The sequence below is a fragment of the Mesorhizobium sp. AR07 genome, assembly GCF_024746815.1.
Taxonomy (GTDB): Bacteria; Pseudomonadota; Alphaproteobacteria; order Rhizobiales; family Rhizobiaceae; genus Mesorhizobium.
This window is the reverse complement of sequence record NZ_CP080529.1, coordinates 91872-113280: the sequence shown is the minus strand read 5'-3', so window position 1 is coordinate 113280 and position 21409 is coordinate 91872. Positions and strand designations below refer to the sequence as shown.

At 60.2% G+C, this 21409-nt stretch carries 17 protein-coding genes and 6 pseudogenes; 11 read left to right on the top strand and 12 right to left on the bottom strand.

Annotated elements, in window-relative coordinates:
- Positions 1 to 256 precede the first annotated feature (256 nt).
- Positions 257 to 415, bottom strand: a complete 159-nt coding sequence (locus BPNPMPFG_RS41610; protein WP_258599446.1) for a hypothetical protein — start codon at positions 413 to 415, stop codon at positions 257 to 259.
- A 51-nt stretch (positions 416 to 466) separates the two neighbouring features.
- Positions 467 to 598 (bottom strand): hypothetical protein, encoded by a 132-nt coding sequence (locus BPNPMPFG_RS41605; RefSeq protein ID WP_258599445.1) that lies wholly within the window; start codon positions 596 to 598, stop codon positions 467 to 469.
- Positions 599 to 757: 159 nt separating this feature from the next.
- Between BPNPMPFG_RS41605 and BPNPMPFG_RS41600 the strand changes: the two genes are divergently transcribed.
- The 9 genes and pseudogenes from BPNPMPFG_RS41600 to BPNPMPFG_RS41560 all read left to right on the top strand — a co-directional run bounded on the left by BPNPMPFG_RS41600 (position 758) and on the right by BPNPMPFG_RS41560 (position 7618).
- Positions 758 to 1597 (top strand): transporter substrate-binding protein, encoded by an 840-nt coding sequence (locus BPNPMPFG_RS41600; protein WP_413776982.1) that lies wholly within the window; start codon positions 758 to 760, stop codon positions 1595 to 1597.
- Between the two features lie 69 nt (positions 1598 to 1666).
- Entirely contained in the window at positions 1667 to 2329 is a 663-nt protein-coding gene (locus BPNPMPFG_RS41595; RefSeq protein ID WP_258599444.1) for an amino acid ABC transporter permease, read from the top strand.
- A gap of 5 nt (positions 2330 to 2334) precedes the next feature.
- Positions 2335 to 2997, top strand: a complete 663-nt coding sequence (locus tag BPNPMPFG_RS41590) for an amino acid ABC transporter permease (protein WP_258599443.1) — start codon at positions 2335 to 2337, stop codon at positions 2995 to 2997.
- Positions 2998 to 3008: 11 nt separating this feature from the next.
- Positions 3009 to 3776, top strand: coding sequence for an amino acid ABC transporter ATP-binding protein (locus tag BPNPMPFG_RS41585; protein ID WP_258599442.1), 768 nt, complete (start codon positions 3009 to 3011; stop codon positions 3774 to 3776).
- Between the two features lie 17 nt (positions 3777 to 3793).
- Complete coding sequence (locus tag BPNPMPFG_RS41580) at positions 3794 to 4177, top strand: RidA family protein (RefSeq protein WP_258599441.1); 384 nt, start codon at positions 3794 to 3796, stop codon at positions 4175 to 4177.
- A gap of 48 nt (positions 4178 to 4225) precedes the next feature.
- A complete protein-coding gene (locus BPNPMPFG_RS41575; protein WP_258599439.1) occupies positions 4226 to 5056 on the top strand; it encodes an IclR family transcriptional regulator in 831 nt (276 codons plus the stop codon).
- Positions 5057 to 5134: 78 nt separating this feature from the next.
- Positions 5135 to 5539 (top strand): annotated as a pseudogene (locus BPNPMPFG_RS41570) (PfkB family carbohydrate kinase); the annotation flags it as partial.
- A pseudogene (locus BPNPMPFG_RS41565) lies at positions 5536 to 5688 on the top strand (YbhB/YbcL family Raf kinase inhibitor-like protein); the annotation flags it as partial. The pseudogenes BPNPMPFG_RS41570 and BPNPMPFG_RS41565, both read left to right, overlap by 4 nt.
- A 373-nt stretch (positions 5689 to 6061) precedes the next feature.
- Positions 6062 to 7618 (top strand): ISL3 family transposase, encoded by a 1557-nt coding sequence (locus BPNPMPFG_RS41560; protein ID WP_258599071.1) that lies wholly within the window; start codon positions 6062 to 6064, stop codon positions 7616 to 7618.
- Between the two features lie 142 nt (positions 7619 to 7760).
- On the opposite strand, the pseudogene istB reads toward BPNPMPFG_RS41560, so the two are convergent.
- From istB to BPNPMPFG_RS41540, 4 genes and pseudogenes are all read right to left on the bottom strand, one after another.
- Positions 7761 to 8495 (bottom strand): annotated as a pseudogene (gene istB, locus BPNPMPFG_RS41555) (IS21-like element helper ATPase IstB).
- A gap of 1 nt (position 8496) precedes the next feature.
- Positions 8497 to 9996: pseudogene (istA, locus tag BPNPMPFG_RS41550) on the bottom strand (IS21 family transposase); the annotation flags it as partial.
- 84 nt (positions 9997 to 10080) lie between these two features.
- The gene (locus tag BPNPMPFG_RS41545; RefSeq protein WP_258599438.1) at positions 10081 to 10728 is read right to left on the bottom strand and encodes a glycoside hydrolase family 108 protein; all 648 of its coding nucleotides are present in this window, start codon (positions 10726 to 10728) and stop codon (positions 10081 to 10083) included.
- 370 nt (positions 10729 to 11098) lie between these two features.
- The gene (locus BPNPMPFG_RS41540; protein ID WP_258599436.1) at positions 11099 to 11665 is read right to left on the bottom strand and encodes a hypothetical protein; all 567 of its coding nucleotides are present in this window, start codon (positions 11663 to 11665) and stop codon (positions 11099 to 11101) included.
- A gap of 190 nt (positions 11666 to 11855) precedes the next feature.
- Between BPNPMPFG_RS41540 and BPNPMPFG_RS41535 the strand changes: the two genes are divergently transcribed.
- A complete protein-coding gene (locus BPNPMPFG_RS41535) occupies positions 11856 to 12317 on the top strand; it encodes a phasin (protein WP_258599435.1) in 462 nt (153 codons plus the stop codon).
- A gap of 1392 nt (positions 12318 to 13709) precedes the next feature.
- Here BPNPMPFG_RS41535 and BPNPMPFG_RS41530 read toward each other — a convergent pair.
- The 3 genes and pseudogenes from BPNPMPFG_RS41530 to BPNPMPFG_RS43690 all read right to left on the bottom strand — a co-directional run.
- On the bottom strand, positions 13710 to 13931 hold the full coding sequence (locus BPNPMPFG_RS41530; protein ID WP_258599433.1) for a DUF768 domain-containing protein: 222 nt from the start codon (positions 13929 to 13931) through the stop codon (positions 13710 to 13712).
- A gap of 246 nt (positions 13932 to 14177) precedes the next feature.
- Complete coding sequence (locus BPNPMPFG_RS41525; RefSeq protein WP_258599432.1) at positions 14178 to 14366, bottom strand: hypothetical protein; 189 nt, start codon at positions 14364 to 14366, stop codon at positions 14178 to 14180.
- A 479-nt stretch (positions 14367 to 14845) separates the two neighbouring features.
- Positions 14846 to 15052: pseudogene (locus BPNPMPFG_RS43690) on the bottom strand (IS481 family transposase); the annotation flags it as partial.
- 1291 nt (positions 15053 to 16343) lie between these two features.
- On the opposite strand from BPNPMPFG_RS43690, the pseudogene BPNPMPFG_RS41515 reads away from it, so the two are divergent.
- Positions 16344 to 17304, top strand: a pseudogene (locus BPNPMPFG_RS41515) (IS481 family transposase).
- A gap of 348 nt (positions 17305 to 17652) precedes the next feature.
- On the opposite strand, the gene BPNPMPFG_RS41510 reads toward BPNPMPFG_RS41515, so the two are convergent.
- The 3 genes from BPNPMPFG_RS41510 to BPNPMPFG_RS41500 form a co-directional block, all read right to left on the bottom strand.
- Complete coding sequence (locus tag BPNPMPFG_RS41510; RefSeq protein ID WP_258599430.1) at positions 17653 to 18090, bottom strand: hypothetical protein; 438 nt, start codon at positions 18088 to 18090, stop codon at positions 17653 to 17655.
- A gap of 168 nt (positions 18091 to 18258) precedes the next feature.
- Entirely contained in the window at positions 18259 to 20400 is a 2142-nt protein-coding gene (locus tag BPNPMPFG_RS41505; RefSeq protein WP_258599428.1) for a caspase family protein, read from the bottom strand.
- Positions 20401 to 20921: 521 nt separating this feature from the next.
- Entirely contained in the window at positions 20922 to 21383 is a 462-nt protein-coding gene (locus BPNPMPFG_RS41500) for a cupin domain-containing protein (protein WP_258599427.1), read from the bottom strand.
- Between the last annotated feature and the right edge of the window lie 26 nt (positions 21384 to 21409).

Below are 21409 nucleotides of genomic sequence, written 5' to 3'. Positions count from 1 at the left end.
CATGCCCTCTAGAATCGTCAAGCTTGCCCAATAGCGAGTCCTGATACCCAATCTCTTTCATAAGCACTCGCAATTCGACTGAAGGCGCAATGCAGAAAGTTCGAAAAGCTTCCAAGAACCCCAGCCAAACTGGATGCCCTGTGGATAGCTTCCGCCCCGGATCGAGCGTCTCCAGCGCTTCCACGATCCTGTGCAGCCTCCCGAGGCTGGTCCCGGCCATCTGCCCATTCTCAACGATCCGAAGCAGGATATCCGCCTAGATACCCACCGCTTCAGAAGCTTCCTCGATAGACAGGCCGCGCCGGAGCATTGACGCCTTGATAGTGAGCGCGAGCGAGGCTTTCATCTCCCTTGAGAGTCCGGGCTGGAGGAGGATTTCGTCGAAACCATCCTCGACATCCGTATCCTTAAGCACTGCTAGCGCCTCAACGATCCTGTCGAGCCGTTCAACGCTTATGGCCGCAAGCTAGTGCGTCTTGATGTGCGGCCGGACCTTGAGACCATGGGTATCGGCGTGGGCTTGAAGGCGCTTGATATCTTTCATCACGACATTGATGCCCACCAGGACGGCGAGTGTCTGGATTTGCTGCTGCAACATGTGCGTTTTTCGCTTCCCAAGCCCTCATCTCGGAGCTCACTCGTCCGAACCACTTGACAAACTATGGAGTTTGGATGTTTGATCGACAATCCACTATTAAAGACACATGTCCAAAATAGCGGACAATTTAGGGGAACTCTTTCGAAAAGGAACGATGTGATGAAGACCTATTTCATGGCGGCTGTGGCCGCGCTCGCGCTCATGCAGGCCGCATCGGCAGGCGCTCAGGACGCGAAAAGCAAACTCGATGAGGTTCTGGCGCGCGGACATCTCGTTCTCGGCACCGGCAGCACCAATGCGCCTTGGCACTTCAAGAGCGCCGACGACAAGCTGCAGGGCTTCGACATCGACATGGGTCGGATTGTTGCCAAGGCGCTGTTCGGCGATCCGGATAAGATCGAATACGTCAACCAGTCGTCGGACGCCCGCATTCCCAACATCACCACCAACAAGGTGGACCTGACTTGCCAGTTCATGACTGTGACCGGCGAGCGCGCGCAGCAGATCGCCTTCACCATTCCCTACTACCGCGAAGGCGTCGGCCTGATGCTGAAGGCCGACAGCAAATATGCCGACTATGCCGCGCTGAAGGCGGCCGGTTCCGCAGTCACCATATCCGTCCTGCAGAACGTCTATGCCGAAGCGATGGTGCATGCGGCCCTGCCGGCGGCCAAGGTCGACCAGTATGATTCCGTCGACCTGATCTATCAGGCGCTGGAATCGGACCGCGCCGATGCGGTTGCCACAGACCAGTCGTCGCTGGCCTGGTACATGAAGCAGAACCCGGACCGCTACAAGGACGCAGGCTATGGCTGGAACCCCCAGACCTATGCCTGCGGCGTCAAGCGTGGCGATCAGGATTGGCTGAACTTTGTCAACACCGCGCTGCATGAAGCGATGACCGGCGTCGAGTTCGATTTCTACGCGAACTCCTACAAGACCTGGTTCGGCAAGGAGCTGGCACCGCCGCAGATCGGCTTCCCTGTCGAGTACAAGTAAGCTTTACCAGTCGGCGCGGTTCGGCATGACGTGCCGGGCCGCCGTCCCCTCTCGGAGCTGTTTGGCATCATGGGCTACACCCTCAATTTCTCCGCGGTCTGGCGCAGCTTCGATCTGTTGCTCGAAGGTCTGGCGCTCAGTCTTGGCCTTGCCTTCGTGTCAATCGCCATCGGCTGTGTGCTCGGTCTCGTCACGGCCTTCGGGCTGCTGTCGAAGTCGGGGGGCTTCCGCCATCCGGCCCGGATTTACGTCACGGTAATCCGCAACACACCGATCTTGGTGCTGGTCCTGTTCGCCTTCTTTGCCTTGCCGCAGCTTGGCGTGAAGCTCGGCAAGATCGAGAGCTTCGTCTTCACGCTCTCGATCTATTCGGGCGCCTATCTCGCCGAAGTGTTCAGGGGCGGGCTGCTGTCGGTGCCGCACGGGCTGCGCGAAGCCGGACTGGCGATCGGCCTGAGCGAAATGCAGATCCGGAGCTCGGTCATCATGCCGCTGATGTTGCGCAACGTGTTGCCGTCGCTGAGCAGCACCCTCATCTCGCTGTTCAAGGACACGTCGCTCGCCGCGGCGATCGCCGTCCCCGAACTCACCTTCGAGGCCCGCAAGATCAATGTCGAGACCTTCCGCGTCATCGAGACGTGGATGGTCGCCAGCTGCCTTTATGTCGCCACCTGCTCGGTGCTCGCAGCCCTGCTGCGCCAGCTCGAGCGGCGCATGTCCATTCCCCGGTGATCGCCATGGAACTTGTGACATTCTTTGAAACTCTGTGGCTCGCCCGCATCCCCATCCTCAAGGGCATCGGCGTCACCATCTCCATTTCGCTTCTGGCGATCTGCGTCGGCACCATCCTCGGCATCGGCGTCGGCCTGGCGCTGACTTATGGTGCGCGGCCGCTGCGCTGGCTGGTGCGGGGCTATACCGATTTCATCCGCGGCACGCCGGTGCTCGTGTTGGTGCTGGCGAGCTACTATGTGCTTGGCACTATCGGCATCGATCTCGGGCCGTTCCAGGCCGGCGTTCTGGCGCTTGCCGTGTTCTGCAGCTCGCATGTCGGCGAGATCGTGCGCGGTGCGCTGCAGTCGATCCCCAAGGGCCAGACCGAGGCCGCCAAGGCGATCGGGCTGACGTTTGCGCAGACCTTCGCATATGTGCTCGGCCCGCAGGCGCTGCGCCAGGTGCTTCCCGCCTGGGTCAACACTGCGGCCGAGATGGTCAAGGCGTCGACGCTGCTGTCAATCATCGGCGTCGCCGAGCTTTTGCTTCGGACCCAGGAGCTGATCTCGCGCACCTTCATGAGCCTCGAATTCTATTTCTTCGCGGGCTTCCTCTATTTCGCCGTCAATTACGGCATCGAGCGTTTCGGCCGCTACGTCGAGCGCAAAACCTCCATCCCGTCGTGAGACCGACCGTCATGAAAAACCTTCTCGAAATACGCGACCTTCACAAGCAGTACGGTCTGGTCGAAGTCCTCAAGGGCGTCGACTGCACCATGCGCCAGGGCGAGGTCATCGCCATCATCGGCTCCAGCGGCTCCGGCAAGACGACCATGCTGCGCTGCATCAATATGCTGGAGGACTTTCAGGGCGGATCGATCCGCATCGACGGCGAGGAGATCGGCTACGAGACGGCCGGCGGCGTGCGCCGCCGAAAGAAGGAGGCCGAGATCGCCCGTCAGCGCGCGATGACCGGCATGGCCTTCCAGCAGTTCAATTTGTTTCCGCATATGAGCGCCGCCGCCAATGTCATGCTCGGCCTGGTCAAGGTGAAGGGCATGAATCGCGACGAGGCGCGCGCGACAGCCGAGAAATGGCTGCAGCGTGTCGGCCTCGGCGATCGCGCAGATCGTTATCCCGGCCAGCTTTCCGGCGGCCAGCAGCAGCGCGTCGCCATCGCGAGGGCAATCGCCATGAATCCCAAGCTGATGCTGTTCGACGAAGTCACCTCGGCGCTCGACCCGGAACTGGTCAACGAAGTGCTCCAGGTCATCAAGGACCTGGCGCAGGACGGCATGAGCATGCTGCTCGTCACCCATGAGATGCGTTTTGCCTACGAGGTCTCCTCGCGCGTCATCTTCATGAACCAGGGCCGCATCGGCGAAGAGGGCAACCCGCGCGAGATGTTCCTGAAGCCGCAGACCGAGCGGCTGGCGGAATTCCTCAAGACCTCAACCTTCACCTGAGCATTCGGAGAATTAGTATGACGATCAAGCGCTACGGCACCGGCGAAACCGGGGCAGGCAAGCAAGCATTGCCTTTCGCCCGCGCCGTCGAGGCCAATGGCTGGCTCTATGTATCCGGTCAGGTCGCCATGGAAAAGGGCGAGATCGTCAGTGGCGGCATCATCGCCGAAAGCCGCAAGGCGATCGAGAACATGATCGCCATCCTGAAGGAAGCGGATTATGGCCTCGAAGACCTCGTGCGCGTCGGCGTATGGCTCGACGACCCGCGCGATTTCTGGACCTTCAACGGCGTCTATGCCGAGTATTTCGGGGCCAACCCGCCGGCCCGTGCTTGTGTCCAGTCACGGATGATGGTCGATTGCAAAGTCGAGGTCGATTGCGTCGCCTACAAGGTAAAGTGACGGTGAGCAAGGCGGTATTCTATCAGATTTATGCCCAGGAGGCGGCGCATGGATGACGTTTCAGTGGACATGATCAATCGCCGGGCGCGCGGCCTCGACCGCGCCTTCGAGATACTGGATTTCCTGCGCCAGAAACGCCAGCCGATGCGGCCCAACGAAATCGCGCAGGCGATCCGCGCGCCACGCTCCTCGGTCTATGAACTCGTCAATCTGATGATGCGGCAAGGCATGCTGGAGTATCGCGGAGATGACGGTCGCGTCTTCCTCGGGCGAAAACTGTATTTCCTCGGCATGGCCTATGCCGAGCAGTTCGACCTGATGCGCGAATGCGACAAGCTGTTGACCAAGATCGCCGAAGAGACGCGCGAGACCGCGCAGATGTGCCTGCTCGAAGGCAACAAATACACTGTCGCGCAGATGAAGGAAGGCATCCGGCCGTTCCGGATTTCCTCCAATGTCGGCGACCAGGTGCCGATCCCGTGGACTGCGTCGGGACGGCTTCTCGTCTCGCATATGAGCGACGCCGAGATCGTGGATTTCATCCCGAAGGAAGATTTCCGCATGCCCGACGGCCAGTGGCTCGATCCGGCGTACTTCATCGGGCAGGTGCGCGAGGCGGCCAGGGTCGGCTACTTCACCTTCAACAGCACAGTCGAGACCTTTACCCATTGTTTTGCCGTGCCGGTCTATCAGGCCGACCGGATCTGCGTCGCCACGCTCTGCCTGGTCACGCCGAAGGAAGACGGCCTCAGGAACCACGCCAGCTACCTGCGCAGCCTCCAGGACGCGGCGGCAGACCTGTCGAGCCGGCTCGGCCACACCGGCGACGAACGCGACCATAGCGCGACAGCCGCATCGAACCGGCGGGCGCTACCTTAAAGAGTGTCCCCTTGAAACTCTCCAGACTCATAATCCGCTGACAGCGTGGCAGGCTCGGTTCTCTGTATCGGCGAATGCATGGTGGAGTTGCGGCAGGCGGAAGGCGGCCTCATGCGCAAGGGTTTTGCCGGCGACACCTTCAACACCGCCTATTATCTACGCGCCTTCCTGCCAAAGGTATGGTCGGTCGACTAGTTTACGGCTGTCGGCACGGACACGATTTCCGATGAGATGATCGGATTCATCGAGCAAGCCGGAATAAGAACCCACTTCGTCCAGCGGATCGCCGGGCGCAGCCCCGGGCTCTACATGATCCATCTGAAGGAAGGCGAGCGCAGCTTTTCCTATTGACGTTCGGCCTCGGCGGCCAGGCTATTGGCGGATGACGGCGACGCCGTGCGCGATGCCGTCGAGGCTGCTGCGAATGCCGTCTTCTTTTTCGGCATCACCCTGGCGATTCTGGCGCCATCAGCTGTCAGCACGGCGGTGCAGCTCCCCCTCCTGGTCCGGCTCACCGCTACATCTTCACAGTGCATGCATTGAAGGTAGAGAAGCTCGATCTCGATGCCGACGCAAGCGCGGCTCTGGTTGGCTTCATGGTGCATATGAATACACTCGGCAAGGCAGAGATCGCTTTTGAACGCCTTCTTGACGATGTCGGAGCGCACTTTGTCGGGGGCTTCGGAGACCTTCTTGGCGTGCCCGCGCGTAACCTCGATTTCCTCGAATGCGCCGTCGAGGGTCTGCAGGCGCGCGAGCGTCTCATCGAGTTCCGATCGCATGATGCCGATCTGGGCGATGTCGCGGATGCGCAGGTCGAACCCCGAGCCCGCCCGGATCCTGACGGCGGCGACTCGCTCGGCCTCTGTGACGCGCTCCTCGACGACCCGGAGTGTCAATGACCGTGGAATCGGGACCCTGTATTTTCGCGCAAAAGGGGCTCTGACTCACATTTGATGATTTTCGCTGCTGGCGTTGTGCTGTTTTCTGAGGGGAATCAGCACCATGGTGAGAAATTTGCGTTTGTCGTCGTTGATCCCGGCGGGATTAGCCGTCGAGGCCATCGCCGAGAGCGAAGGAGTGATTGCCGTTACCGCCCGCTCAGGGGCGTCAGCGCGACCTTGCCCTCTTTGCCGCAGAGTGTCGCACCGGATCCATAGCCGCTATCTTCGACGAGTTTCGGATCTTCCCTGTACCGGGATGAAGGTAGAGCTTCACCTCGTCGCCCGCCGCTTTATCTGCGATGCGCCATTGTGCCGTCGACGAATCTTCGCTGAACGCTTTGACGACTGCGTTGTCGCCGAGCGATCCCGCCGGACCTCGCGATTGGAGTGTATCGTTCATCATCTTGGGCTGGCGCTCGGCGGCCGGCCGGCGGCCAGTTTTGCGAAGCGGCTGATGGTCCCGGTCAGTAATGACACGCTGCTGCGGGTGGTGCGGCGACGGGCCTGTTTGCAAACAGATCCTCTCAAAATTGTCGGCATTGATGATTGGGCCTTCCGTCGCGGCCATCGTTACGGCACGATCGTCTGTGATCTGGAGCGGCGGCGGATCGTGACGCTGTTGCCTGATCGTGAGGTTGCCACCGTCGAGGCTTGGCTCGCCGACCATCCTCAGATCGAAACCGTCTCGCGCGACCGCGGCGGCGGTTACGGTGAAGCGACCGCGAAGGCGTTGCCCGAAGCGGTTCAGGTCGCCGACCGCTGGCATCTCATGGAGAATGCGAGTGCGGCTTTCCTCGACGCCGTCCGCAAGTCGATGCGGACAATCCGAACTGCGATCGGCGCTACGACGATCAATCCCGATCTGCTCACCTACGCGGAGAAGCGGCAATACGAAGGCTATCTGCGGCGTGAGGAGACAAATGCGGCAATCATGAAACTTGCCAGCGAAGACATCCCCATCAAGGAGATCGTGCGTCGCACCGGCCACAGCCGTAAGCTGGTCCGTCAAGTGGTCCGTGGCCAGCGGACCGATATCTTCCGCGTCCGCCAGAGTTCACTCGAAGCCTGGCTGCCCTTCCTGGACGGGCAATGGAAATCTGGTTGCCACAATGCAAGCGAGCTTTGGCGACGGCTGAAGACAAAGGGCTTTCGGGGACGTCTGGGTGTCGTCAGCGAATGGGCGAGGCGACGACGACGCGCCGAACAGGCATCCGATCAGCAACTCCACAAGGTGCCATCAGCCAGAACGATCGCACGGTTAATGACGACGGCGCGCGATCATCTGAACAAAACCGACACTGTGATGATCGCCGTCATCGAGGCGGGTGTGCCCATGCTGGTGGAAGCACGCAATCTGATCGCTGGTTTCCATTCCATGATCCGCAAGAAAGTCGCCGATGAGCTCGAGCCGTGGATCGCCGACGCCAGCAAAAGCCTCATTGCGTCTTTCGCCAATGGCATCATTCGCGACCGCGCTGCCGTCCGCGCCGCGATCACCGAGCCATGGTCCAACGGGCAGACGGAAGGACAGATCACCAAGCTCAAGCTTGTAAAACGGCAGATGTACGGCCGCGGAAAGCTTGACCTTCTCCAAGCACGTTTGATCGGTGCTGCCTGAAAGAAAATATCATCGAGAGTGCGTCAGACCCCAAAAGGGACCCCGTCTGGGGCATTGAAGGGTGCGCCGGTTAGCGCCCGATCAGGCGGAGCTGGTCAGGGTTGCACAGCCTGATCGGGCGCGACTGATTGGCGTTCGGACTTCAGCTTTGAGAGCGGCTTTTGAAGCGCCAGGATTCGTTACCAGTCTCGGCGATCTCGCAATGATGGGTGAGCCGATCGAGGAGCGCGGTCGTCATCTTGGCATCGCCGAAGACGCTCGGCCATTCGCCGAAGGCGAGATTGGTGGTGATGATGACGCTGGTGCGTTCGTAAAGCTTCGAGACCAGATGGAAGAGCAACTGCCCGCCGGCCTAGGCGAAGGGGAGATAGCCGAGCTCATCGAGCACGACGAAGTCGAGCCGGGTGAGATGGTCGGCGATGCGGCCCTGGCGGCCGGAGCGGGCCTCGGTCTCGAGCCTGTTGACGAGGTCGACGACGTTGAAGAAGCGCCCGCGTGTGCCGTTGCGGATGAGAGCACGGGCAATGGCGATCGCCAGATGCGACTTGCCGGTGCCTGTCCCACCGACCAGGACGACATTGCGCTGATCGGCGACGAAGGCGCCGGTGGCGAGGTCGCGGATCAGGCTCTCGTTGACCGGCGTGCCGGCAAAATCGAAGTCCTCGATGTCCTTGGCCAGTGGCAGCTTGGCGACGGTGAGCTGGTATTTGATCGAGCGGGCCTGCTTCTCCGATATCTCGGCCTGCAACAGATCGCCGACGATCTTCGGCGGTTCGTGCTGCCGCTTGATGGCGACGCCCATGATCTCGGCATAGGCCGCGCGCATCCCGAAGAGTTTCAGCGCCGCCATCAGTTCCAATACTTCGGTGCGTTCCATGGCTGTTCGTCCTCCTGAGACTATCATAGCGGGCGCAGTCGGCGATCGGCTCGTGAGCCAGCTTCAGCGCCTGGGGAATGGAAAGGAGCGTGCCCGGCGCCGGATCGCGGCTGCGGGCCAGGATGTTGAGGATCACCGCCGCCGATGAGACGCCGTGTTCGATGGCTTCCTGGCAGGCAGCCTCGACCGCGCTCAATCCGTCGGTGAGCACGCAGGTGAGGATCGACACCATCTGCCGGTCGCCGTCATCGGCCGCCTTGAGCTTGCGGCGCACCTTCTCCATTGCCGACGGCAGGACCCATTCCCGGAACGGCGCGCCGTTGCGCAATCCGCCCGGCTTGCGGGCCAGCACCGGCACGTAGTGCCAGGGATCGTAGATGACCTCGTTGCGGCCGAAGCAGCGGGCATGCTCGCCCACGACCATGCCGTCCTGGCGGATAATGATCCGGTCGGCATAAGCATGGATCTCGACCGGCCGGCCGACGGCACTCGATAGCACCGAGTATTTGTTGTTGTCGAAGCGCACCGTGCAGGTCTTCGACACCGACGCGGGAATGCAATGGAAGCCGTCAAAGCGCCCGGCATAGGGGATGAAGCTGGCACGCTCTTCCTCGAACACCTCCCACACCGTGCGCTCGCCCTGTTCGGGATGCCGATGCGCTTTGGCATAGGCGACGCATTTGTCGGCCAGCCAGCCGTTGAGATCCTCCAGCGTCTTGAAGCGCAGCCTCGGCGTGAAGAAGCGCTCGCGCACCAGCCCGACCTGGTTCTCGACCTGGCCCTTCTCCCAGCCGGCCGCCGGCGTGCAGGCCTCCGGCTCGACAAGGTAGTGCCCGCACATCTGCGCAAAGCGGCGGTTGTAGCGGCGATCCCTGCCGATGAAGATCGCGTCCACCGCCGTCTTCATGTTGTCGTAGATGCCGCGCGTGCAGGCGCCGCGGAAGAAGCTGAGCGCCCGGTCATGGGCGTCGAACACCATCTCCTGCGTTTCGCGCGGATAGGCCCGAACGAAGAACATGCGGCTGTGGCAAAGCCGCATATGCGCCACCTTCACGGTCACCGTCACGCCGTCGAGCAGGACGATCTCGTGGCTCCAGTCGAACTGGTAGGCCTCGCCCGGCGCAAAGCTCAACGGAATATAAGCTTCGGCCGCGGCGCTGCCGCGATCCGCCTCCCAACTCTGAGCATGCCGCCACACCGAACTGTAGGTGCCGTCATAGCCGAGGCCGCGAAGTTCCTCGAAGATGCGGATCAGCGTCAGTCGCTCCAGCTGAGACTTGGCCGCATTCGTCGACAGCAGCCGATCCAACTCGTCGCGCCAGGCGCCCATCCGGGGATAGGGCTGATGCTTGCGCTCGTAGCGGAACTCCGTCTCGTCCGAACGCAGCACCTTGCGCACCACTTTCCGGGAGATCTTCAGCTCCCGGCAGATCGCCTTGATCGACTTTCCCTGCACCAGCGACAGCCGGCGTATCTTCGCAATCGTCTCCACGACCAACATCCAAAACACAAATGCCTCCGATCAAACCGGAGGCATCTTGATGACCCCATCGTTAAGGGGTCCCGTTTGGACGAAAATCACCCCTCAAACAGGGTCCTCATTCCACGAAAAATCACACTTGGTGATCCACTCGCTGGCATAGGACAGCGGTGAAAGCTGCTCTTGAAGACCCTGCAATACGCCCGTCACGCCAAGGCCGCCACCACCGGCACCGATTGCCGCGTCGGCCGGCGCGGTCGACGGCGCCGGCGTTGCGTCCTCGACCAATGCTTTTGCCTGGCCGCCATCGACGAAGCTCGCGGCCTGTGGCGTCTCGCCCGTCGCCCATGCCTTGCCGATCGCGCGAACTTCCTTCACGCGAGCGGTCCAGCCTTTGCCGAAAGTCGCGAAGGTGCTCAGGCGGCGAAGGAAGGACATGCGGGCATCGCAGATCCTGTCAATGAGAGCGTCGTTGTCGTTGACGGCTTTCAGCGCGATCAGCGTACCCAACCCGATCACGCCATCGATCTTGCCGGTGTAGACAGGCCGCAGCGCCTGTTGAAGCCACATGATGGAACGGCCGGGGCCAGAATTCACGGCGCCGTCAAACACCACATAATCGACGCCATCGGGCAGCAAATCGCCTTTCACGGCGTCCCAATACTGCTTGTCGTAGATGTCGTTCAGTTCGTCGGTCGTGATGCTCTTGAAGCCGCGCGGACAACGCGCTCCACCCCCTACCCATGGTTGCAATGGTGCGCGCTAGGTTGCATCGGGCCTAGATCGGCCAACCATCTGGCCCGAACCGAACGACCGTTTTGCCGTTGTCCTCTAACTGGCCTCGGCTCGAGTGGCATGATTTGCACGTGCTAATGAACGGACCGGACCAGAACAGGTCAAGGTCGCCTTTGTGGACGACTGCATGATGCACCTCGGTTGCAGGCTTTACTATCTCCTGGTCAAGACACCACTCGCATAGCGGCTGATTGGAGAGCTGATGTGCACGCAGTCGCCGCCACCTTGCCGAGCCATAGAGGTGGCGCCAAGGTCTATTGTCATCGTGCCGCATGCATTGCCACCTCGGCCTCTGCACGCGCCAGGCGGTTGGTCTGCGGATCGCAAGTCATGCTGCGATGCCTCGCACTCGATGGTCTAACTCCATCTTCATTCGCGCCATACGCGCAGCGCGGAACGTCGAAAGGTTGCGCATTGCTATGGGCGCCAGTTTGCTTTCCTGCGATCGTGCGGGCCGCTCGATCGGCCTCAACGGTTTGCCCTTGGAAGTCCTGCCCAACTCAACAAGTTCGTTGCCATTGAATCGCAGATTACCAAACTTGATGTGAGCCGCGACTTGAGGTTTCCGCATCACGACTTCCGGCTTGGTGCAGCTAGGCTCGTAAATGCGTGCCTTCTTGCCGGTATGGTGCCAGCGCTCCTTGCCTGTCGCCTTCCAGCCTATGGCCCGCAGAAGGGCTGGCTCCGTTGGTTGTATCTCGAGATCTTCTTCTGTATTCGTCTCGTCTTCGCCAACCGTGCCGCCAAGCATGCCGGCAGGCTCTGTTAGGTCTCGCCAGTACTGCAATGCCTTAACGCGATCCAGCTTGCCAGCATGCGCCAGCCGTTCAAATGTCGGCCATGCCAGCACGGGTGCCGGTTCGCGAGTGCAGGACGCGCCATTGATGTTGATCATTTGGGAAGTTCCCCAGGTTTGAAGAACCGGCCGCCAGGCCGGTAACACCGCCGCCATGTGCGGGTCGGGTAGTTTTGATGATGGTGCAGCGCAACAAATATGTTGCATTGCACGCGAGTTTCCGTTAGGTAACGCTAATATGAACTCGAAGGCTTTTTAAAAGCCCACCCCAAACCGAAGGATGGAAACTTTGTCCAAGACCACTGAAAAGACCGCTGAATTTATCGACAACGCGTACCCCGCTTTCGATGCATCCAAGGCTATCGAACAGGTCAGCGCTTTCACCGAAAGGGGCGTTGAGCAGTCGAAGGAAGTTCTCGCCAAATTCAAGGCAGGATCCGAGACGACCCAAAAGGCTCTGGAATCGACATACGAGACTGCCAAGACTGTTTCCAGCGATCTGTCGCTCAAGACCATCGCGGCTCTGCGCGCCAATGCCGACTCCGCCTTCTCGCATTTCGAAGCCCTGATTGCCGTGAAGTCGCCCTCCGAATTCGCCGAACTGCAGACCGCCTTCGTCCGCAAGCAGGTTGAAAGTGCCGTCGAGCAGGCCAAGGAATTCCAGGCCGCCACGACCAAGGCTTTCGAGGACGTCTCCAAGCCGATGAAGACCGCCTTCGAGAAAGCGCTGAAGGAAATCAAAGTCGCCTAGTTTTTTCTTGGGGTGGATAGAATACGGGGCGTGGTTATCACGGCTCTCCCTACTGGAGGGCCGTGGCTACCTAGGCACTCGGCCTCTTGTCTCTTGACGTAATCAAGCGCCTTGTGCGGGTTCCGGCCAGGCCGGTCTTTATCGGCGCCAACGCGGCGCGGCGAGCACGGTGGCCAATGCGGCTTTTCAAAAACGCTCACGACGTATGGGTAATCTGCTGGTCTGCCATCGTTCACCCACTTCCCAGAAAGAAGCCCGCGCCTCTGGCGGAGAACGCGGGCCGATCGGAGGCCCGATCTTCGACAGACGCCGGAGGGCGGCCATCGCCGAATTCGAACTCTTAGGATCAGCTAATGTTCCAGAATATCTCGGCTTACGGGCAACCCGGAATAGATACCGCGATCACACCATAGCCCCCTCCGGCACGCCTGTTAGGTTGTTCTTGCGGCGGACCTTCGGCCTGGCCGGCGACTTTGCCCGGTAGAAGAGCTTCCCCAAGGAATTGACTCGCTAATCGGTCAGTAGGGCGTACTCTTCAAGGGTCGTCCGTTTCCGAATGGCGCACGGACGCTTGGAAGCAAATCCGGTGCTCCCGCCTATCGGGAGGAAACGGTGATGAGTTTGTCCCAAGACTTGGCTGACGTGGCCCTCGCGTTCGAATGTCCGCGTTGCCTGCATCCCACCGTAAGGATGGGTTCCGCCCTCAGAACAATTGCCCATTTCAAATGCGGCGGATGCCACGCGAAGGTTCGGATTACCTATCCAATAAAGCTTGCGATTTTTGAGAGACATAAGGCTTTAGCCATTAGCCAATCGATAGCTCGCCGCGCGCTTGTTCCCGATGCTTGGTCATAAACGTACAGTCGAATCCGTTGTGCCGCCGAAGTGGCTATGACTCTCGCCCATATGATTGCCCGATTGCCCCAAAGCGCATTCTTAGGTCCCGACGACTTGGCTCGATGTCAAAGCGTGTTCGATCAAGTATGCGCTGACGCTCATTGGGAACGAAACACGCTTGACGGCCACCTGCTCGCGTCAAGTGTATTGGGTATTTTCCAGTTGTCCCCGGACACGACCGAAGCTGACTTGCTGGCCAAAATACGGTCCAAGCGCAATGATTTCGTAAAGCTAGCCGGCTAAGGATGAAGATGCCTCCCGTAACGACAGACCTCGCCAACGACAACGTAAGGCAGAAGACCACCTAGTCGTGATGACGATAGCCACCCGCACCGCCCTGAAGCGGCTGGCAGCGCCGGTTGCGCTGTTGGTGGACGCGTTGACCGGTGAATCGCCTATAAACGCTACCCAGCCATATGGGCCTTACGGTCCAGTTCTACCTGACTTAACCAATGAGCACAGGCGGCCGAAAGGTGGCGATACAGGCGTATCGGGTCAACCCGCCGGACCGCCGTCGTGGTGCACAATCGCATCTAGGACCGTTTCATAGACGCTGCCCGTCTCGTCCTCGATCTCGGTGCTGCTGATCCCGAGCGCCTTGGCGTCAGCGAACAATTTCTGGATGGCTTCGGCCACCGATATGACGTCGGAACTTACAATGCCTGACAGATTGTTGCTCAGCCATTGGTGCAGGAAGTTTGTTCCGCGCGTGCTCATGAGGCCATAAGCTTGGTCTGAACGTTAGGTTCCCGAAGGTGAATCGCTTGCCGCTTTGCTGTCAAGTCGAAGTGACCCGCATCAGGCTTGCAGCAGACCAGAATTCAAGAATGCCAAACGGCGTGAGCCTCTAAGCTCCCCGCCGCTGAGCTACGGGAGTCATGGGCATGTTCTTAGGATTTTTAGGTTGAACGCCGATATTGGACGACTAACTCCCGTTGGCTCAACCAGACGCCACCAAGAACATCAAAATCGGTTGGCGGGTTTGGGTAGCTCTTTGTCTTTGTGGTCCAAAATTGAAGCGATCCTCCGCAATTTCGTCATCGCCTCATCGATCAGTTGCCAGGATTGCTGTCCTTCTACCGCGCCCCTGGCGGTCGCCAGATCAGTTTCGACGATCTGCATTAGTTCGCGGGCAGCTTCCTTTTTGTCCATACCTGCCACTCCTGAGAGACGAGAATGCGGTCTTGGGCGCATGATGCCACGACCGCGGGCGTGTCGGCAACGGAACCAACTGCTGTCCGCATGGTTTCTCGCTGAAAGGAGAACCCCATGCTCAGATTCCTAATCCGACTCGGCGCACTCTATGCGGCATTCCAAATCGGTCGTGAGTACGGCCGAAAGGAAAGCGAGGTCATGCTGTTGCCCCCCGTCGACTACGAGCGGCGTCCCACAGCAAGAAACGAAGAGGAATTCGGCACACTCTAGGCCTTGGCCTACATCATGCCGCGCTTCTCCAGACCCCATCACGCAGCGACGGGGATAATCGGTGGACGGCGTTCCGATTTCCTTACCATCTCTATGGGAAGAGTGCCTGTCCCACTTTTCGGTAAGCATTTGAATCAATTAAATTCATCATCCCCGCCTCTGGGCATCATTTCTTTTGAGTCCATTCTGGACACATAGGTTACGGTTTATACCGGAGACATGGGTAACACTTTTGGCCCGAATGGGTTTTGGAGTGGTTCGAGCCTGCATGTCTCATCATCGAAGTATCCCAAATCATAGTCCATGAAGCTAGCCAGCCAGATATGGTCCTCGACCTGTTTGATGCCGACGGTCTGACCGGCAAAGACGAGGCTGAGATTGATCTTCTTGCGGTCGAAACGGATGCGCCCGCACCGTCGAGTCATCGCTAAGACGCTAGGGACGAAAGATCCCGAAGAAACAAAACAAAGGCATGCTGCGGTCCTTGCCGAATTTGAGTTTTAGTGGGCGCAGATTCGGCTTCGAGGCAGTGAAGCAGCAGACCAGGGAGATCCGAACAAGGACGCTGGAGATGAGGCGCGGTACATTACCGACCGCGAGGCCCATGCTCCAGCCAAGGCCATCCACGACGAATAGCTCGCAGATTTTTTCGAAAACCCGAACGAACAGCTGTACTGGCATACGAATTTGTATGAGGGCGTGTGGACAAAATTTCCGCTCCCGACAGCCGACCCTATTCCTGGGGTGGAAGGTATCGCGGACGCGCTTCCAGGGACCGTCCCAATCGAAAACATCCTTTGGAAGGCGATGAGAACGCGATGTATTCGTAGCGCTGATGCGCGTCGATGTGGTCGTTATAGCAGGCTTCGGCATGTGGGAAAGGCCACCGGAGCTCGGCTTTGAGCGATGGATTCCAGTGATGAGCAAACGCTGCTGAGACGTCGACAAATCGCTACGAGGGCAGCGCAAAAGAGACTCACGGCCAGCCCGAACTACCGACACATTGTGCGGTTGGCCCGGGTCCAGACCCATCTGGCTTTTTGTTATCGTTGGTTTGTTTTGGCCTTATGACGCCTCCGAATGCGGAATTCGCATACCACCAGTCCTTCTTGATGGCAGCCGAAAGACTTGACTGCCAACGCCGCGCGCTTGGCGGCCGGCTCGGTGGTCTCGCTTTTATGTTAGTGCAATGTGCGGACCACCGCGGCGGGGACAGTCGGTCCCGCGTCTCCGCCTTCGGCGGTCGCTATGCTGACGCTCCTACGGCTGTCCGGTTCACCGCCGCGGCGGAGGCGAATTTCCTCCATCCCGCGCGCGAAGCTCGTCCGACCTAACGGACGCGCGCGGGATTCCGGTTTATACGCCCTCTATCCTTCGCGCACCGGCTGCCGCCGGACGCAGAATTCGTGATAGGGGGAAAAGTAAGTCGCTGTCCGCGTGATGGCGGCCGGATCGACGTGCTGCGAAAGGCACCACGCCGTTTCCAATTGTCGCCGTAGTGCCAGAGGCCATCGGTGTGGTGCACCGAGGGATGTCCAGCGGGCGGCTCGGAACCCTTCTCGGGCGCGATCGTCGCGGGCGGTTTGCCGCAAGATAATTCAAATATACCTCGGTCTCTAGTTGTGAGCTTTCCAGAAGTTGTCCATTCGGACCGAACCGAGGAGACTGGAGTTACCACGCTTCAGCACTCATCGGAGGGTCCGAATGAACATCCACAAGAATGCCCGTCTCACGCTTTTGCGTCGAGAGGAGATGGCGCTTTTGGTAATAGAAGGCAGCCTTTCCAAAGCCCATGCGGCGCGGACTTATGGCGTGTCGCCCAAGATCGTGGCGCGGTGGGTCGAGCGCTACAAGACCGAAGGCAGCAAAGGCATGGCCGACCGTTCGTCACGGCCCAACGTCATGCCGGGTCTGACCAGCCAGGCCGTGGCCGAGCGCATCGTCGTCCTGCGCCGCCAACGGCTGACCGGCAAGCACATCGCCATGGAGATGGGCGTCTCGCCCGCCACCGTCAGCCGGGTTCTCAGGCGTGCAGGGTTGTCGCGTCTGAAGGACATCGCACCAGCCGAACCGATCCGCCGCTACGAACGCGAGCATCCCAGCGACATGATCCACATCGACCGACATCAAGAAGCTCGGGCGATTTGAACGGGTTGGCCACCGCATCACCGGCGATCGCACCGGCCAATCCAACAGTCGCGGGGTGGGCTGGGAGTTCGTTCATGTCTGCATCGACGACGCTTCGCGCGTCGCCTTCTCGCAAATACTGCCCGACGAGCGCAAGGAAAGCGCCATCGCCTTCCTCAAGGCAGCGGTGGCCTACTATGCCAGCCTTGGTATCTCAGTCGCGCGCGTCATGACCGACAACGGCTCGTGCTGCAGATCGAAAGCCTTCGCCAAGACCTGCCGCGAGCTTGGCCTCAAACATATCCGCACAAAGCCCTACACGCCCAAGACCAATGGCAAGGCAGAGCGCTTCATTCAGGCCGCGCTCAGGGAATGGGCCTACGCCATTGCCTACCCGAACTCCGATCATCGTGCCGGAGAACTTCCCGTCTGGCTGCACCGATACAATTGGCATCGACCTCACGGCAGCCTAAAGTCCAAAACACCAATCAGCCGCCTCGGCCTAACCGAGGACAACCTGTTGAGGCTCCACAGCTAGCGGTGCTGATGCGAGGGCGTGGAATTGCTCCTCGGATGAGATGTCGCCCTCGGCCTCAAACACAAGCGCACGAAGCCCTATACCCCAAACCGATCAATTTTCGGGACCAACGTGGTCGAGCTAAGCTGAAGGTCGAGAACCTCTCGAAGATAGGTTCATGGTGAAGTGGGGCGGACCTGATGGCCGCTTGGGCGGCGCCAAAGGCCAGTTCCCTACGCCCCGCGCCGGTCTGTACGGGGATGATCATGTTGAAATATGAGAGAATCTTTAGCCTCGACCAGCGCTACATGGCCCGACAAAAAGAAAGCCCTGCGGCAAAGCCACAGGGCTCATTTCGCGATCCTGGGATCAATAGCAGTAGTAGGCGTATTCGCAGTAGCCATTCCAATAGCAATAGTACTGCCAGTAACAGACGGCTTTGGAATTGGCTTTGGCCATCGTGCGCACGTCGGCGGCCACCTTGGTGATCAACTCGTCGCCCTGGGCGAGGCCTTCGGCCTTCTTGAGCACCGCTTCGACATCGAAGTTCGCGCCCTTGTCGCCTTGCTGGCCATCGGCCAGAACCCGACCGGGAACGCTTGCCACCATCTTGGCGGAAGTGACGAGCGCGAGTGGGTCACCCTTGGCTTCGCCATAGCTTTCGAGAGCCCGTGCCGTCTCTAGGATCTGGCGGCCTTCGGCCTGCTGGGCGGCCGAAATATCCGGCTTTTTGTCTTCCGCAAGCGAAGCGCCGGCGGTCAGGCTGTTTGCGGCAAGAAGGCCGGCGAGAAGCAGTTTCTTCATCATAAGGTTAGTCCTCCGTTGTGTCAGTTTCATTGCCCCCGCCGGTTATCCATCGGTTTTCCCGGCGTTTCCCCAATCCGATGCCGCCTCCCTTCGCAGCGAAACCAGTTTGTGGACCCTTGCTAGCGCCGGCCCAGCCAGCGCCAATTCCCTCTACTGCCCCGGCAGCCGCTATTTCCCTGGCACGGTCGTGAAGGGCCTGACATCGATCGACATCTCTTCCTCCATGCGCGGCGGTTTGCTGATCGAGCTTTGCGCCATATCGTTCAGGCTCTTCGAAACCAGATCGTGCAGTTCGGTCATCTCCGGCGTGGCGTCGTCGCCAGAGGACGCATTGCGCAGACCCTCCTGCTCGAGATTGTCGAACGCCGTATGCGCCTTGCCGAGGCCCGGTACCGCGATGAGCACCAGGCGCTCGTCGCTGGCTGTCGCCGAACCAAGATCGATCTGAGCGATGTCGGCGCTCTTCTCGTCGCCGGAGGCAATCCGGTTGATCGTTGCCTCGGCCGGCCACAGTGTGGTGATGGAGAAATCCTGGCCGATCAGCAGCACAGTGACATCAACGGGCTTCGGTCCCGTGTTGCGCATCTTGACCGATATGATGTCGCAATCCCCAAGCCGCGGCGCGCTACCCGCCTCGAGCGGCGGCTCATAGTTGGTGCGATCGTCGGAACACGTCTTGCCGGCAATGGCTTCGGGTTTCGCCCGGGCAATCAAGACCTGCGATTCGAGCCCAATGGCTTGCCCGGCCTCGCTGCCTGCCAGACGTTGCAGCGCCAACGCACGGGCAATGCGATTGATTGCTGCGGCCACGGTCGAGGCCGCGGCGTCCGGATTGTCGGGCAATGTCAAACGCGGCGACGAACCGGCCCCGCTTTGGTCGATCTGCCCGCCTGTGGCGGAAAACGCCAGTTTGCCGTCGACCAGCGCAACGGCAATGTCATAACCGCTTGAGCGCATCGATACGCGTTTGGACAGCACGTCGGAGGCAATCGCCGAACGAAGCGCCGCGATGGCCGGCGCGTAATCCTTGCCGTCGGCCGGGTCTATCCGGACGGGCTGCGAGAGCGTGACCGATAGATCGACACCCGGCTCGACGACACGCGCGAAGCGGCCCTTCTTGAAGGCCGTTGCATCAGGCTCGGTTAGGCAGGAGCCGCTCTTGGCTGTCGGCGACGAGCATGGCCAGGCGATCTGGGTGACTGTGCTTTTAGTGGCGCCCGCATTCTCCACGACGCCATAAGCGACGGCATCTGCGTTAGGGGCGGCGGGGTCGGCATAAAGTGCGACGATCGCGCCGTCGTTCAGGCCGGCAAGTTGGCCGGCCTGAAGGTTTCCGGCATAGATCGGCCATTGCCGGATCGCAGTGGCGTTGCTCAGTCGGAGCACCGGTTCGTCCAGCAGATCGCCTTCCAGATCCGGCGTCTGCGTCGCCATAAGCGTGTTGCGCTTGATGTCGGCGACAACGGCCTGGTGCAGCGTGCGGTATGTCAGGTCAGGCGTCTGATTGAGCCGGTTCAACATCGTATAGGTGAAGACGCCGTAACTCTCGCCATCGGCAGCGCCTTTCGGCGTCTTTTCCAAAGCCACCTCGGTTGTCTGGGCGGCATAGAAAAAAGCGGCGCGCCCCCGCCCCTTGGGCAGCGCCTTGCGTTCCAGCGCAATCGGCCGCCCGGTCGAACCCACGGCCTCGGGCACCCCGAGATCAGTCGGATCGACGCCGCGCGCCCGTGCGTCATCGCTCGGAATGTCGCGAAAGCCGGTGGCGGAGTGGCAGGCGTCTAGGATGCCGAAGAAGTCTGCGCCCTTGTCGAGAATGCGCTGGACGCGCGCTCCAAGTTCGTCATCGACAATTGCACGGTCGACGCTCTCGCCGTTCCAGCGGCCGATGTCATAGGGCAGAAAAATCTGGTCGAAGCCGCCTTCCTCGTCGCCATTCAGGTCGGGCTGTTGCGAACCGTGCCCGGAGAAATAGAAGATGATGAGATCACCGTTGCGGGCCGTATCTGCGAGATGATCGAGGCCGGCCAGGACCGCCTGCCTGGTGCCTGGACCCGGGGCCGAAACGCCATCTTGCAGGCCACTCACTCCATCGGCCAGAACGGTAACATCCCCGGCCGGTACGCCGAGGCGAACCAGCGTGTTGGCCACTTCGCGGGCGTCGTTCTTCGGCCCGACAAGGTGAATGGCTTCAGGAAGGTTCGGATAGCCCGATACGCCGACAACTAGCGCGCGCGTCTCGGCATGCACCGCGGTGCAGCCAAGCAGAAAGGCTCCGGCTAAACCGCAAAGCCAACCCCAGCGCGCAGTCATGTCACTCGCCCGCCAACTAATTTAGCTCCAGCTAACACTCGCAAGCCGGGGCAGCCCATGTCCAGTTAAATCGCTCCGCCGCCCGATGATCGCGGAACATTTCCAAAGCATGGGCTTCTGGTAAGGCCGTCCGTTCGCCGAAATCAGCAAGCATGCCCTTGCGGGGGCGAAGCTTGCGCGCGGATGGACCGTGGCGAAAGTTGAAGTTGGGGCGCAAAATGTCGAAGTTGTCTATGTGGTGGCGCAATAGACGCCATCCAATACCGAAGAGCGCCACAATGGGACGCCGGACTTACGGCATAGGCGATGGCTCAATGATTTCCGGGTGTGGTCCAGAGTGACCGTTTGAGATCGGATCTTTTTGCTCAATCGCTGCCGAAGTGACCTTCTTGTGTAGTGGCAACCACCCAACGGACTGCGCGACGACTTCCCATGGCGGCCCTATGCGCCCGCAAAAGCGGACATCGCTGGTGCCGACACCATGAGCGGCGTTGCGCCATAACCGACATTGCAAATCGACATTACACTCGTGTTGTCAGGGTCGAGAGCTGGTCAGTATCGTAACGGTCCCGCAAGTCAGCAAGCGCTTTCGGATCCGGAGAGCCGTGTGCAGCCAGCTTGGCAAGCTCTTCGAAATAGTGCTCATGCCCGGGCGGAGAGACGGTCATCAGCACCCGCGCCGGCTTCTCGCTGACATTGGTGATGTTGTGCGGCAGCCCCGGTGGAATGAACAGGTAGGTACCTGGGGTCGCGTGGATCGCCCTGTCACCAACCTGCCAGACGCATTCGCCCTCCAGCACGTAGAAGGTTTCCTCCTGCACGCGATGAACATGAAGGCCGGTGGCGAAACCGGCCGGGATCGTCCAGTCGAACATGCTCGTGTATTTGGTATTCTCGCCGGTGACGAGGAACACCATCGGATGGCCACGTAGCATGATCCCCTTGTTCTCGTCGGGCATGCGAATGACGGGAGCGACGCTCATCTAATCCTCCATTGGCTCGGTGCTAC